Below are 14,318 nucleotides of genomic sequence, written 5' to 3'. Positions count from 1 at the left end.
CGAAGACTCGCGGTGACCAGCTGCGCGCGATAACTGCTCCCTGGGGTTATGGGTCCCGGATCTACGCGCGCTTGAAGCGCGCTTGTCCGGGACGACAGCATTTGTGTGGAGCGCGCCCATACTAACGGCCTACGCCGAAATGGATGGGCACGCCTGGGGTTCTTCACTACTATCCGCGCGATTTCACAACAGAAGACTGTCGGGAGATAACATATGAAATCAGCATTCTTGGCCGCCGCGGCCTCGGTCGTATTGTTGGCGGTGCCTGCCTCGGCGCAGGGCGTCAAGATCGGCATCCTCAACGACCAGTCCGGCGTCTATGCCGACTACGGCGGCAAATGGTCGGTCGAGGCCGCCAAGATGGCGATCGAGGATTTTGGCGGCGAGGTGCTCGGCCACAAGATTGAGCTCGTCACCGCCGACCACCAGAACAAGCCGGATCTCGCCAGCTCGATCGCGCGGCGCTGGTACGACGTCGAGAACGTCGACATGATCACGGAGCTGACGACCTCCTCGGTCGCGCTCGCGATCCATGAGCTTTCCAAAGAAAAGAAGAAGATCGATATCGTCGTCGGCGCCGCGACCTCGCGCCTTACCGGCGATGCCTGCCAGCCCTATGGCTTCCACTGGGCCTACGACACCCGCGCGCTCGGCGTCGGCACCGGCGGTGCGCTGACCAAGGCCGGCGGCGACACCTGGTTCTTCCTCACCGCGGACTATGCCTTCGGTTACGCGCTGGAAAAGGACACCAGCGAGATCGTCACCGCCAACGGCGGCAAGGTGGTCGGCTCGGTGCGCGTGCCGCTCAACTCGTCGGACTTCTCCTCCTTCCTGCTCCAGGCGCAGAGCTCGAAGGCGAAGATCGTCGGCCTTGCCAATGCCGGTCTCGACACCACCAACTCGATCAAGCAGGCGTCTGAGTTCGGCATCGTCGCCAGTGGCCAGAAGCTCGCGGGCCTCCTGATGACGCTCGCCGAGGTGAACGGCCTCGGGCTTCAGGCCGCGCAAGGCCTGGTGCTGACCGAGGGCTATTACTGGGATCTCAACGATAAGACCCGCAATCTCGGCGAACGCTTCTTCAAGCGCACCGGGCGGATGCCGAGCATGATTCACGCCGGCACCTATTCGGCGACGCTGAGCTATCTCAAGGCGGTCAAGGCCGCCGGCACCAAGGATCCGGACGCGGTCGCCAAGAAGCTGAAGGAGCTGCCGGTCAACGACGACTTCGCGCAAGGCGGCAAGGTGCTCGAGAACGGCCGCATGGTCCACGACATGTATCTGTTCGAGGTCAAGAAGCCCTCGGAATCGAAGAAGCCCTGGGATTATTACAAGCTGCTCGCCACCGTCCCCGGCGACAAGGCCTTCTTCACCGCCAAGGAAAGCGGCTGCCCGCTGACGAAGTGAGGCGGAGGTTCAACAAGCACAATGTCGTCCTGGCGAAAGCCAGGACCCACTACCCCGGCTCCTAAATGTTGAAACAAGCTGTGGCCACATCGTGCCCATAACCACGTCCTGTGGTTATGGGTCCTGGCCTTCGCCAGGACGACACCGAGTGTGTGGTGTCGCCCTCGGCTTCACACCAGCCGCAACACCACCGCCCCCAGCGCCCCCGCCCACAGCGCCATGGCGGCGAGGGCTTGGATCGCAAATCCCGGGCTGCGCTTTGCCGCCGCCTTGGAATAGCCGATGAAATAGACGATGCGGCCGATGATCCAGACGACGCCGATGCCAGCTGCGATGGCGTCGCTGATGTAGGTCGCGAACAGCCACAGCGCCGGCAGGAAGATCGGCATCCATTCCAGCGTGTTCATCTGGATGCGGAAGGCGCGTTCGAAATCCGGATGGCCCGACATCGCCGGCACCTTGACGCCGGTCTTGTCGCGCGACCGCGCGACGTTGATACAGGTGAAGAAATAAAATGCGATCGCCAGCAGCGTGACCAGGGCGGTGAGATGATACATCGTTGGTTCCTTCGCAGAGATCGCGCTTCAATAGCCGGTCAGCTCGAGATAGCCAACGCCGTCATGCGTGCCGGAAAAGCTGATCGGTCCCTCCCAATAGGAGAAGCCGGTCCCCATCCAAGCCCTTGGATTGAGTGGCTTGCACAGGATCGAGAACGATCGCGAGGGGATTGCGATCTGCCATTCCACCGGCAGCTTGCGTCCCGCAACGTCCGCGGTTGCCTTCGGAATCATCTGGATCTCGCCCCCTGCAATCATCTGCGCCTCGCCGGCGGCGCGGATCCAATTGCCGAACGGATAGTTTTGGCCGTCCTTCTGCCGCAACCGGTACAGCATCAGCTTGTTCGCCGGATGCGAGATGCAGCGACAGCCAATCCCAGCCGGTCTGGTCGGCATCGAGCGGCTGACTGCTCCATTCGCGGTCCATCCAGGCCTGGCCCGACACCTCGACCGGTTTATCATCGATTGTGAGCGTGCCGCGCGCGCGGTAGAACGGCTGGCTGTAATAGTAGGACGCCTGCCCGCGCTCCGACTTGCGGCTATAGCCGCCGTCGCCCTGCAACACCACCGGACGGTCGGCCTCCAGCGTCAGTGCGTAGCTGAAGTCGATGGCGGAGGCCTTCAGCGTCAGCGGCGCCAGCGTGCGATCATCGGTGCGCTCGAGACCCTTCATCTCCCAATCATCGATCCAGGCATCGAACGGCTTGGCCGTGACGCCGGCCTGCCCCACGCCACCGCGTGAAAACGTCTCGTTGAAGCGATGGGTGTCGGCGCGCGTCACCGCGGCATGTCCCATCCACACCTGCTGATTGGCCCACCCTTCGGCTTGCGGGCCCGGCTGCGCCGCCTGGCGGAACAGCGTCCATTGCAGGCCGCAAGCCGCGCCGCTGGCATCGACGAGGTTGGCCGTGAGATACCACCACTCGATGCGAAATTCCGGATGCGGCCCGTGATCGCTCGGAAAGGTGAAGACCTTCCCCGGCGTCACCTTGGCATAGCCATCAGCGGTCTCGCCGAGCCCGGCATAGCCTTGCGCGCGTGCACGGCGCGCGAGGGCGAGCGCGGCAAGGCCGCCGGCGAACGCACGCCGTGAGATCCGATCAGCGCTCATTGGCGAACACCTTGACGAGGCTTGCCGGCTGCATCCGCGCCAGCCGTAGCATCGGCAGCAGTGCGGCAATCAGCGAGGCGAGCAGCGCGACCGCGACCAGCTCGGCCAGCTGCAGCGGAAACACATGGAACGGCAGCCGCCAGCCGAACGCCTTTACGTTCACGATCGCGATCAGGCACCACGCCACCAACAGGCCGAGCGGCACCGCCAGCAGCGATGTGAACAGCGCCACCGACAGTGTCTTGGTCAGCTCGATCGCGGCAAGGCGCGGCCGGGTGAGCCCGATCGCCCACAGCGGCGCGAGCTGCGGCAAGCGGGAATTCGCCAGCGTCAGCAGGCTCGTGAGCAGAGCGATGCCGGCGACGCCTAGGGTGAAGGCATTCAGCGCGGAGGTCACCGCAAAGGTGCGGTTGAAGATGCGGATCGATTCCGACTTCACCGTGGCCTGGTCGGCGACGCTGCGATCGTCGAGCGAAAACTGCTTCTGCAAGGCCGCGATCAGGCCGGAGATATTCTCCTTCGCGACGATGAGCCCGATCCGCGTCTGCGGCGTCTGCGGAAAGTGCCGGATCAGCGCCGCGACATTGACGGCGAGCTGTCCCTTGGGGTTGCCGTAATCGGCATAAATGCCGACAATGTCGAGCTCCCAGGTCCCGCCCGGTGCCGGTACCTCTAAGACGTCGCCGACGCGGACATTCAGCCGCCGGCTCAATTGCTCGCTGATGAAGGCGGCATTGCCCGGCACGAGCCGGGTCCAGGCACGCGGCGCGACCTCCAGCAGCGGCCAGCGCTCGCGATAGAGCGCGTGGTCGGGCAGGCCGAGCAATTCCACCGGTTGTCCCTGAACTTGCGCCTCCGCACGTCCGCCCGAGAGGATCGCCTGGACATCGCTACGCTCGCGCAGCCAGTTCCGGATCGCAACGGCTTGCGCATTGTCGGACGCGCTGATGTAGACGTCGGCCGCCAGCCGTCCATTGAGCCAGCCGATGAAGGTCCGGCTGAACGTCTCCACCATGGTGGACACTCCGACATTGACGGCGAGTGCAAGCAGCAGCGCCATCAGTGCCAGCGACAATCCGGAGAGTTGTTGCCGGCTGTCGGCCCAGAACCACAGTGCGAGCGGCTTTCGCGCGAAATGCTGGCCGAGGAGCAGGATGAGTTCGAGAAATGCCGGCAGGATCAGTGCCGCGCCGAACATCAGCGCCGCCAGCACGCCAAAGCCGGCGATCAGCGATTGCCCATAGTGAAGCAGCAGCAGCGCGACCGCGAACACCATGCACGCCGCAGCACTTTGCAGGATCAGCCAGCGGCGCTGCCGCTGCTGCCAGGCGCGCGGCTGCGCCGTTGCCAGCACCGGCATCCTGATCGCCTTGATCAGGCTGGTCGCCGCCGCCACCAGCGCGCCGGCAATGCTGATGCCGATACCGGCCAGCCACCATTCGGGACGCAGCGTCAGCTGCCCCGGGATCTGCGCGCCATAGAGCCCGCGCAGCGACGCCGCGACGTCGGGCAACAGCGCGGCCGCGATGAAATAGCCGCAGACGAGCCCGATCAGCCCGGCGACCAGCGCCAATACGACCAGCTCGACCACCAGCACCGTGTTGACCAGCCGCGCCGACGCGCCGCAGGCGCGCAACGTCCGCAGCATCGGCAGCCGCTGCTCGAAGGCGAGGCCGACGGCCGAGTTGACGATGAAGAGCCCGACGAAGAACGACAGCAGACCGAAGGCGGTGAGATTGAGGTGAAAACTGTCGGTGAGGCGCTCCAGCTCCGTCTCCGCATTCGGCTCGACCCGCTGCAGCTGCTCGCCGATAACACTCGCCAGCGGCGCGGGCTTGCCCTTCGCCTTGCCGAGCAGGAGCCGCGACACCTGGTCCGGTTTGTTGAGCAGCCGCTGCGCCACGCCGATATCGACCACGAGCACGTCGGGCACGAGCTGCGGCAGCACGCGCAGTGGCGGCAACTTCGCGCCGCTGCTGATCGCCGGCGCCGCGCCTTCTATTTCCTGCAAGTCGGCCAGCGTCTCCCGCGCCACCAGCGTCTGGCCCGGCGGCGCAACGAAGCTGCTCAAATCAGATGCACCAAGGCGCGGTGCATTGCCGACGTCGGCCGGCAGCGTCACCGGCTCGATGCCGAGCAGCCGCACCGAACGTCCATTGATCTGGACGCGTCCCTCCAGCACCGGGGAGACCGGCCAGCCCGCGCGTCGGAGTCTTATGAACAGCTCTTGGGAAAAGGTCGCGGTATCAGGCGCCACCAGCATCGCGGTGCGAACGCCGCCAAAGGTTGCGGCGGCGCGGTCATAGGCGCTGCGGGCCTGCTGGTTGATCGCCTGCACGCCGCTCCACAGCGCGGTCGCCGCGATCAGTCCGATCAGCAGCGTTGCGAACTGCATCCTGTGGCGCCGCCAATGGCTCAGCAGTACGGCGAGGACCCACAGCGCGCGCCTCATGCGATGCGCCCCCCATGCAAAGTGAGATGGCGGTCGAGCGTTGCTGCCAGATGCAGGCTGTGCGTCACCATCAGGAAGCCGCAGCCGGTGCGCGCCACGAGATCGCGCGTCAGCGCCAGCACGTCCTCGGCGGTGGTTTCGTCCAGATTGCCGGTCGGCTCATCCGCCAGCAGCAGCGAGGGCCTTGTTGCCAGCGCCCGGCCGATCGCGACCCGCTGCTGCTGTCCGCCCGATAATTGCTCTGGATAACGTTTGAGCAGGCTGCCAAGTCCGAGCCGTTCGATCAGCTCTTTCGTCCAGGCCGCATCATGCCGGCCCGCGATCCGGGCCTGGAAGGCGAGATTGTCTGCGACCGACAGGCTCGGGATCAGGTTGAATTGCTGAAACACAAGGCCGATCCGGTCGCGTCGCAGCTCCGCGCGTCCTGCATCTGACAGCTTGGTGACCTCGATATCCACCAGCCGGATCGAACCGCCATCGGCAGCATCGAGGCCGGCGATGAGGTGCAGCAGCGTGCTCTTGCCGCTGCCTGATTCTCCCGTCAGCGCGACGCGCTCGCCGGCCCGGAGGTCGAGATCGACGCCACGCAGCACGTGGACCGGCTCGCCGGCCGAGAAGAAGGTCTTGGATAGATTCTTGATGCTCAGCACGGGCCTGCCATTTTTTTCACCTCTCCCGTCGGGAGAGGTCGCGCCGAAGGCGCGGGTGAGGGGTTAAGGCCTGTCGTGGGACCTGAACCCCTCACCCGATTTGCTGCGCAAATCGACCTCTCCCCGGTGGGGAGAGGTAAGAATGCTGCGTAGCACACTTGCTGCGGAAATGCCGGGTTGCGTTGGTCTCGAACCCGTTGTTAGCTCCCAAGACGGCCAAATCAAAAAAGTGCCGCAAAGACATAAACGGGGAGATTTATGAGCGCTCAGGGAACGCCGTCCGCGGCGAGCAAGCCGACCGGGACGCCGAAGGGCGCCTGGACCATCACTTTTCTCCTGTTCCTGTTCATGCTGGTGAACTTCGCCGACAAGATCGTCGTCGGCCTCGCCGGCGTGCCGATCATGGCGGACCTCAAGCTCACGCCGGAGCAATTCGGCCTGCTCGGCTCTTCGTTCTTCTTCCTGTTCTCGATCTCGGCCATCGTGGTCGGCTTCATCGTCAACAAGGTGCCGACGCGATGGGTGCTGTTGGCGCTCGCGGTGGTCTGGGCGCTGGCGCAGTTTCCGATGGTCGGCACCGTCTCCTTCACGACGCTCCTGATCTGCCGCATCGTGCTGGGCGCCGGCGAAGGTCCGGCCTTCTCGGTCGCCGCGCACGCCATCTACAAATGGTTCCCCGACGAGAAGCGCACGCTGCCCACCGCGATCCTGTCGCAAGGCTCGGCCTTCGGCGTGATCATCGCGGTGCCGGCGCTGAACTGGATCATCGTCAACCATTCCTGGCACTATGCCTTCGGCGCTCTCGGCGTCATCGGCCTGATCTGGGTCTGTGCCTGGCTCGCGCTCGCCAAGGAAGGCCCGCTGGAGGACACGCAGACCCTCGCCGCCACCGAAACGAAGATTGCCTACATTCAGCTTCTCACCTCGCGCACCTTCCTCGGCTGCGTCGCCGCCACCTTCGGCGCCTATTGGGCGCTGTCGCTCGGACTGACCTGGTTCACGCCGTTCATCATCAAGGGTCTCGGCTTCTCGCAGAGCCAGGCCGGCTGGATCTCGACCCTGCCCTGGATCTTCGGCGCCACCATCGTGATCCTGACCGGCTGGATCTCGCAACTGATGATGGTCCGCGGCTCGACCACGCGCGTCGCCCGCGGCGTGCTCGGCTCCGTGCCGCTGGTCGTCGGCGGCCTGATCCTGGCCTCGATGCCGCATGTCCAGGGCGCTGGCCTTCAGCTCGCGCTGCTCGTGGTCGGAACGGGCCTGTGCGGCGCGATCTATGTCGTCTGCCCGCCCATGCTCGGCGAGTTCACGCCGACCTCGCAGCGCGGCGCCATCCTCGCAATCTATGGCGCGCTCTATACGCTCTCGGGCATCATCGCACCCGCCGTGATGGGCACCGTGATCCAGCATGCCGGCAGCATGCTCGACGGCTACATGACCGGCTTCACCATCAACGCCGCGATCATGGTCGGCTCCGGCCTGCTCGGCCTGCTCCTGCTGTGGCCGAACACCGAACGCGCCAGGCTGACCGGTGGTGCCCCGCAGGCGGGCGCGCTGAAGAGCGCGGTGTCGCCGACGTAAGGGGGGCTCTCTCACCCTCCCTGGAGGGGGAGGGTCGATCGCGCGAAGCGCGAGCGGGGTGGGGTGATCTCTCCACTCGGGCAGTGTTCGATGCGGAGAGACCGTCAGCCCACCCCGTCTCACATTTCGCTGTGCTCCATGTGAGCCGACCCTCCCCCTCCAGGGGAGGGTAAGCCAGCAATCACCGTGGCTAATCCACCCCCTGCGCGCCCCGAATCGGCTTCCCCGGTCGGCGCCCCGTCGCGTCACCCTGCCGCCGCGTCACGACGCCCGACACGATCGTCGCCTCGTAGCCGTCGACATCCTGCAACAAGCGCCGGCCGCCGACCGGCAAATCGTAATGCACCTTCGGCGGATGCAGATGCAGGCGGTCGTAGTCGATCACGTTGACGTCGGCCTTGTAGCCGGGCGCAATCAATCCGCGATCGGTGAGGCCGACCGAGAGCGCGGTCTTGCGCGACTGCGCCGCGACCACGAACGGGATCGACAGTTTCTTGCCGCGCTTGCGGTCCCGCGTCCAGTGCGTCAGCAGATAGGTCGGGAAGCTGGCATCGCAGATGATGCCGCAATGCGCGCCGCCGTCGGACAGGCCGGGCACCGATTGCGGATCGATCAGCATCTCGCGCGTCGCATCCAAGTTGCCGTCGGAATAGTTGAGGAAGGGCACGTAGAGCATGCCGCGGCCTTCGTCCGACAGCATCGCATCGTAAGCGAGCTCCTCCGGCTGCCGGCCCTGCCTGCGCGCCTGCGGCCCGAGCGCATTCTCCGGCGACTGCTCGTAGTCAGGGGGATCGCCGAGCAAGAACATCTTGTCGTAGTTCGGCCGGAAGAACAGCGGATCGTCGGTCGCGGTCGCCGTCTCGCTCAGGATCGCCTTGCGCACATCAGACTGATGCAGCCGCGCGAGGCGCTCCTGCAGCGGCAGATGCGCGATCGCCTTGTAGCTCGGATGGGTCTGGAACGGGTTGCGCGACAGCTCGAGCCCGAGCAACAGGCCCACCGGGCGCGCCGCGATCTGCGCGGTGATGGAGAGGCCGCGCTGTGCGGCCGCATTGATCTCGTCCAGCGTCTGGCGCCAGCGCTGCGGCGCCTTGTCGTTCTGGGTGATCGAGAACGAGATCGGGCATTTGGTGGCATCCGCCACCCGCAGCATCATCGGCAGATCTTCGTGGATGGTGGAGAGATCGAGCACGAATTGCAGCACGCTGCGGCCCTGCCGATGCATCGCGCCGGCGATCGCGGTGAGCTCGTCCTCGCCCGCCTTCAGCGTCGGCGTGAAATCGCCGGTCGAGGTGCGATGATTGAGCGTGCGCGAGGTGGAGAAGCCGAGCGCGCCGGAGCGCACGGCCTCGCCCGCGAGCCTCGCCATCGCCGCGTTGTCCTCGGCGGTCGAGGGATCGCGGCGCGCGCCGCGCTCGCCCATGACGTAAACGCGCAGCGCCGCATGCGGCAGCTGCGCGCCGACGTCGATGTCGAAATCGCGCTTCGACAACCAGTCCATGTAGTCCGGAAAGCTCTCCCAGGCCCAGGGAATGCCGGCGCTCAGCACCGGCTCGGGAATGTCTTCGACACCTTCCATCAGCTGGATCAGGCGGGTGTGGTCGGCAGGCCTGCACGGCGCAAAACCGACGCCGCAATTGCCCATGATCGCGGTGGTGACGCCGTTCTGCGACGACGGCGTGATGTCCTGGCTCCACGTGACCTGCCCGTCGTAATGGGTGTGCACGTCGACAAAGCCCGGCGTCACCAGTTTTCCGCGCGCGTCGATCTCCTCGCTGCCTGTGCCTGCAACCTTCCCGACCTCGCTGATCCTGCCGCCGGTGATGGCGACATCGGCCTCGAACAATTCGCCGCCGCGCCCATCCGCAACGGTGCCGCCGCGGATCACGAGATCAGGGGTGCTCATGGTGTTTCTTCCCGTTTTGTTTTGTTGTTGCTGTCGTCCCGGCCTCCGCCGGGACGACAGTTATAGTTGTCGCTACGAATCGCTTTGCTGCTTCCGCTCCGTGAACGGTGACAGCACCACCGTCGCCACCATGAAGATCACGGAGGCGCCGAACACCCAGTGCGGCGCACTCTGGTCCATGATCCAGCCAAACAGCAACGGGCTGATGATGCCGCCGAGATTGAATCCGGTGGAGACGATGCCGAAGGCGCGCCCGGCAGCGCCGGCAGGCGCGGCATTGCGGACCAGCATGTCGCGCGAGGGTGCGATCACGCCGCTGAGGAAGCCGGCGGCCGTCATGGCAGTGGTGAGAGCCCAGCCGGGCAGCGTGGCGAGTGCGATCAGCAGCACGATCGCCGCATTCGCGGCAAAGCAGGCCGCGGCGACTTGGCCGTGCCGCTCGGTCCGGTCGGCGAGGAAGCCGCCCGCGAGCACGCCGATGGCGCTGGCGCCGAGGAACGCCGTCAGCGCGACATTGGCGGCCGAGTAGGAGGCGCCGTAGCCGCTCATCAGCGCCACCACGCCAAAATTGTTGATGCCGGCGACCGACAGGCTCAGCAGCATGAACAGCGCGGTCAGCGTGATCAGCGCCGGCGTGATGACGGCCTGTCTTGGCGCGTTCGCGCTGCCGGGCTTCTTCTTATGCGCGCCGGCGTCGGGAATGTTCATGGCGATCAGCAGCAACGCCACCGCAACACCGATCGCGCCCGAGGCGATCAGCGCCCCAGTGCCACCGGACAATGTGACGAGCGCCGCCACGATAGCCGGTGCGACGGCGCCGCCGAGAAAGCCGGCAAAGGTGTGGATCGAAAAGGCGCGGCCCATGCGCGCCTCGTCCATGTGTTCGGCCAGGATCGCGTAATCGGCCGGATGATAGACGCTGTTGGCGAGGCCCAGCAGCACGGCGCAGGCGATCAGCGAGGCGTAACTGAGGTGCAGGCCGAGCAGGATCAGCGCGACGCCGCCGAGCGCGAGCCCGGCCAGCAGAATTCGCCGCGCGCCAAAATGATCGACCAGATAGCCGGTCGGCGCCTGCGTCAATCCCGACACCACCGCAAATACGGTGAGGGCGAAGCCGAGCTCGATATAGCCGACGCCGAGCTGGCTCTTGAGGAACGGGAACAGCATCGGCAGCACCAGCAGATGGAAATGGCTGACCCAATGCGCGATCGAAATCCCCGTCAGCGTGCGCAGCGCGCTGTCCGCCTTGCCTTGCTGCGCTGCGGCGAGAACATCGACCATTGCAGTTCCGTCTTGCGTCCGAAAGGGAGGCGCAAACTATCGGGCAGAGCGGTTATTTGTCCATGAACGCAGGCGCATGGCAGGTAGTGCGGGCGGTGGACGTGAGAACGCCTCCCTATCGTCGTCCTGGACAAGCGCAGCTCCTGACAACGCGCAGCATTGTCTGGAGCGGAGCGCCGATCCAGGACCCATTACCCCAGGGAGCAGTTTGGCGAAGATTCGGAGTTGCTTGCTCGCCCCACCATTCCGCGCTGGGGTAATGGGTCCTGGCTTTCGCCAGGACGACGGCGGAGGGTGTGACGCCAGTGCGCCGTCAAACTCAACCTGGCACGGCCCTCACAACGGTTCGTCGTCCGGCCCGTAGCGGTCGCGCTTCGGCGTTGCGATGTCGCCGTCCTCGTAGTCGTCGTCGATCTCGCGCGGCGGCGGGGGCTTTTTCGCCTTGTCGCTCGGCGTCCTGTCGTCCGCGATTTTGGGCGGCTGGCTCGGCTTGCCGGTCTTGGCCATGACTGGTTCCGGATGGTGATGCTGCACCCGATCCTATCCGGAAAATATGTGCGGTACCTGACCTATCGCAAGAAGGGGCGGCCGTTCAGTGCATCACCGGCCCGCCCGCCTTCTTCCAGGCATCCAGGCCGCCGGCGATATGGGCGGTGTTGGAAAGGCCGGCTTCCTTGGCGGCGGCCACCGCCATCGCCGAACGTTCGCCGAAGGCGCAGAAGAACACGACGCGGCGGCCGGTGGCGGCCGCGACCTCGCGCAGCATGCCGCCGGGCTTGAGGCTCTCCTCCACGGATTGATAGGGCGTGTGCAGCGCGCCTTCGAGCATGCCGTGCTTCGTCCGCTCGTTGCTCTCGCGCAGATCGACGAGCAGGACGTCGGGCCGGCCGAGGATGCGGATCGCCTCGATCGCGCTGAGCACGCGGCCCTCTTTCTCGAGCTCCTCCTGATGCAGGCCGACATGCATGTTGGCGGGGACCGCCACATCCATCATCTTCGGATTGGGCAGCTTCAGATTGGCCATCAGCTCGATATATTCATCGACCGAGCGCACCTGGAGCCGCGGATTGTAGCGCTTCTCCTCGCCGATGGTGGAGACGGTGTCGCCCTTGTAGTCATGCGCCGGGAACACCATCGTCTCGTCCGGCAGCTTGAGCAGGCGGTTGAAGATCGAGTCGTATTGCGCGCGCGATGAGCCGTTCTGGAAATCGGTGCGGCCGGTGCCGCGGATCAGAAGCGTGTCGCCGGTGAAGACGCGGTCGCCCATCAGATAGGAGTAGGAATCGTCGGTGTGGCCGGGCGTGTACATCACGTCGAGCGACAGGCCCTCGATCGTCACCTTGTCGCCGTCGGCGACCCGCATCGCCACAACGTCGGCCTTGGTCTGGTCGCCCATCACGGTCATGCAATGGGTGCGGTCGCGCAGCTCGCCGAGACCGGTGACGTGGTCAGCGTGCAGATGGGTGTCGACCGCCTTGACCAGCTTGAGGTCGAGCTCGCGCAGCAGCTGGCAGTAGCGATCGACCTTCTCCAGCACGGGATCGAGGATCAGCGCCTCGCCGCCTGGACGGCTCGCAACGAGATAGCTGTAGGTGCCCGAAACGCTGTCGAAGAGCTGGCGGAAGATCATGGCAGGACCCGGCGTGGAACTGATTTCGAGGATTCTACTACGTCGGGGGCCAGGAAGAGAAGCAATTCACTGTGTAGACAAGAAAATTTGGAAGATTTTTATTGTGCGTGAGGTGGGGACAGGCGCCACAAATTCGGTGTCGTCCCGGCGCAGGCCCTAGGGCATGCACATATCTGGTGCGGCGGATTGACTCGGATCGGCCTGGGAGGATTCCAGAATCAGAGTTCTGTGTGATTCGTATTGCGGCACTCCATGATTTGGACGGGGTGCCGCGATGTTGTCACGGATTGACTGGACGCTGGGCCGGTTCGGGGATCGTCGTCTCGATAAAGGGGGGCGGCGTTCGTCGAACGCATGGTTGTGGGCAAAACTGTCTGCCTTCGGCAGCTCTCCAGGGGGAACCGCGCGCTGGAAGTGCGGTTCAACCGCTTTCTTGGCCATGACAAGGTGACGGTGGAGCGGATCATCGAAAGCTGGAGCGAAAGCACGGTCGCTGCGGTAGAGGGCCGCCACGTGCTGGCCATCCAGGACACCAGCGAGATCCACTTCAACACCACACCGCAACGCCGGCGCGGGCTCGGAGAAATCGGCAAAGGCAATAACCACGGCGTGCTGCTGCATCCGCTGCTGGCTGTGGATGCCGATGACGGCAACTGTCTTGGACTTTTGAGCGGGCAGATATGGACGCGCACAGGTCGCCGCACGACCTCGCACGACGATCGGGAGTTATCGGACAAGGAATCGCAGCGCTGGATATCCACTGCCATGGCGGCCAAGCCGCTCCTCACCAAGGCCACAGCGGTGACGGTGCTGGGTGACCGCGAGAGCGATATTTTTGCCCTTTATGCCAGCTCGGCCGAGCAACACTTCCACGTCATCGCGCGCAGCATGCATGATCGCAAGCTTGCCGACCGCAGCGGCTTGTATGAGGTCAGCGATGCCATGGCCGCGGTGGATCGGCGTGCGATCCAATTGCCTGCGCGCGCCGCGCGGCCCGCCCGCCTGGCTCACCTCGAACTTCGCTTTGGCGCAATCGAGCTCGCCCGCCCACAGAGTAAGTTCCTGCGCCATCTGCCGGAAAGCTTGCCATTGGCGGTGGTCGATGTGCGCGAGATCAATGCCGAAACCGGGGTAGAGCCGCTGCACTGGCGGCTTCTCACCTCTCACGAGGTTACCGGCATCGAGGACGCCTGGCGCATCGTCCAATGGTACAAGCAACGCTGGATCATCGAGCAGTTCTTCCGCATCCTGAAGACACAAGGCTTCAAGCTCGAAGACAGCCAGATCGGAACCGCCGATCGCCTTCTCAAGCTGGTCGCGATTGCCGCTAAGGCGGCCGTCATCACAATCCAACTTCTGCAGGCCCGCAATGGCAGTCGCCAACCCATTCTCGCTGCCTTCGACAACGGCCAAATTAACGTGCTCACCGCCCTCAACCGTCAACTCGAAGCCGGGAGCAAGCGATTAAAGAACCCACATCCGCCCGATAGCCTCGCTTGGGCCGCCTGGATCATTGGTCGCCTCGGCGGCTGGGACGGCTACCCATCGTCCAAGCCGCCGGGCCCGATCACCTTCAAGAACGGCCTCGAATACTTCCACGCCGTCGCAGCAGGATGGAGCCTCAGAGATATGTGCATGCCCTAGGGCGCAGGCCGGGACCCATACTCCCAACGAGGAGTTTGGCGAAGACCAGTCGTTCGGTACTCCCACCGCCCCTCTCGAAAGATCACGCGGTATGGGTCCCGG

At 65.0% G+C, this 14,318-nt stretch carries 10 protein-coding genes and 1 pseudogene; 3 read left to right on the top strand and 8 right to left on the bottom strand.

Features of this window, described 5'->3' with window-relative positions:
• Positions 1 to 213 precede the first annotated feature (213 nt).
• Entirely contained in the window at positions 214 to 1,404 is a 1,191-nt protein-coding gene (locus tag ACSKB8_RS07340) for an ABC transporter substrate-binding protein (protein ID WP_438103456.1), read from the top strand.
• Between the two features lie 170 nt (positions 1,405 to 1,574).
• Here the strand turns inward: ACSKB8_RS07340 and ACSKB8_RS07335 are convergent, their stop codons facing one another.
• From ACSKB8_RS07335 to ACSKB8_RS07320, 4 genes and pseudogenes are all read right to left on the bottom strand, one after another.
• The gene (locus tag ACSKB8_RS07335) at positions 1,575 to 1,961 is read right to left on the bottom strand and encodes an MAPEG family protein (protein ID WP_438103455.1); all 387 of its coding nucleotides are present in this window, start codon (positions 1,959 to 1,961) and stop codon (positions 1,575 to 1,577) included.
• A 27-nt stretch (positions 1,962 to 1,988) separates the two neighbouring features.
• Positions 1,989 to 3,072: pseudogene (locus tag ACSKB8_RS07330) on the bottom strand (lipocalin-like domain-containing protein).
• Positions 3,062 to 5,524, bottom strand: a complete 2,463-nt coding sequence (locus tag ACSKB8_RS07325; RefSeq protein WP_438103454.1) for an FtsX-like permease family protein — start codon at positions 5,522 to 5,524, stop codon at positions 3,062 to 3,064. The pseudogene ACSKB8_RS07330 and the gene ACSKB8_RS07325 overlap by 11 nt, the downstream one beginning before the upstream one ends.
• Positions 5,521 to 6,174, bottom strand: a complete 654-nt coding sequence (locus ACSKB8_RS07320; protein WP_438103453.1) for an ABC transporter ATP-binding protein — start codon at positions 6,172 to 6,174, stop codon at positions 5,521 to 5,523. Before ACSKB8_RS07320 ends, ACSKB8_RS07325 begins: the two co-directional genes overlap by 4 nt.
• Positions 6,175 to 6,432: 258 nt before the next feature.
• Here ACSKB8_RS07320 and ACSKB8_RS07315 point away from each other — a divergent pair, with 258 nt between their 5' ends.
• Positions 6,433 to 7,755 carry an MFS transporter gene (locus ACSKB8_RS07315; RefSeq protein ID WP_438103452.1) on the top strand — a complete coding sequence of 441 codons (1,323 nt, stop codon included), beginning with the start codon at positions 6,433 to 6,435 and terminating at the stop codon, positions 7,753 to 7,755.
• Positions 7,756 to 7,945: 190 nt separating this feature from the next.
• Here the strand turns inward: ACSKB8_RS07315 and ACSKB8_RS07310 are convergent, their stop codons facing one another.
• From ACSKB8_RS07310 to ACSKB8_RS07295, 4 genes are all read right to left on the bottom strand, one after another.
• Entirely contained in the window at positions 7,946 to 9,661 is a 1,716-nt protein-coding gene (locus ACSKB8_RS07310; RefSeq protein ID WP_438103451.1) for an N-acyl-D-amino-acid deacylase family protein, read from the bottom strand.
• A 72-nt stretch (positions 9,662 to 9,733) separates the two neighbouring features.
• Positions 9,734 to 10,942 carry an MFS transporter gene (locus ACSKB8_RS07305; RefSeq protein WP_438103450.1) on the bottom strand — a complete coding sequence of 403 codons (1,209 nt, stop codon included), beginning with the start codon at positions 10,940 to 10,942 and terminating at the stop codon, positions 9,734 to 9,736.
• A gap of 336 nt (positions 10,943 to 11,278) precedes the next feature.
• Positions 11,279 to 11,449 carry a hypothetical protein gene (locus tag ACSKB8_RS07300; protein ID WP_370990406.1) on the bottom strand — a complete coding sequence of 57 codons (171 nt, stop codon included), beginning with the start codon at positions 11,447 to 11,449 and terminating at the stop codon, positions 11,279 to 11,281.
• An 85-nt stretch (positions 11,450 to 11,534) separates the two neighbouring features.
• Positions 11,535 to 12,572 carry an MBL fold metallo-hydrolase gene (locus ACSKB8_RS07295; protein WP_438103449.1) on the bottom strand — a complete coding sequence of 346 codons (1,038 nt, stop codon included), beginning with the start codon at positions 12,570 to 12,572 and terminating at the stop codon, positions 11,535 to 11,537.
• Between the two features lie 354 nt (positions 12,573 to 12,926).
• Here ACSKB8_RS07295 and ACSKB8_RS07290 point away from each other — a divergent pair, with 354 nt between their 5' ends.
• Positions 12,927 to 14,216: an IS4 family transposase gene (locus tag ACSKB8_RS07290; RefSeq protein WP_438103448.1), complete on the top strand. Its 1,290-nt coding sequence runs from the start codon at positions 12,927 to 12,929 to the stop codon at positions 14,214 to 14,216.
• The last annotated feature ends 102 nt before the right edge of the window (positions 14,217 to 14,318 follow it).

The sequence above is a fragment of the Bradyrhizobium sp. BR 1432 genome (genome assembly GCF_051547705.1).
Lineage (GTDB): Bacteria > Pseudomonadota > Alphaproteobacteria > Rhizobiales > Xanthobacteraceae > Bradyrhizobium > Bradyrhizobium zhanjiangense.
The sequence above is the reverse complement of the archived record's forward strand: the minus strand, read 5'-3'. Positions and strand labels throughout refer to the sequence as shown.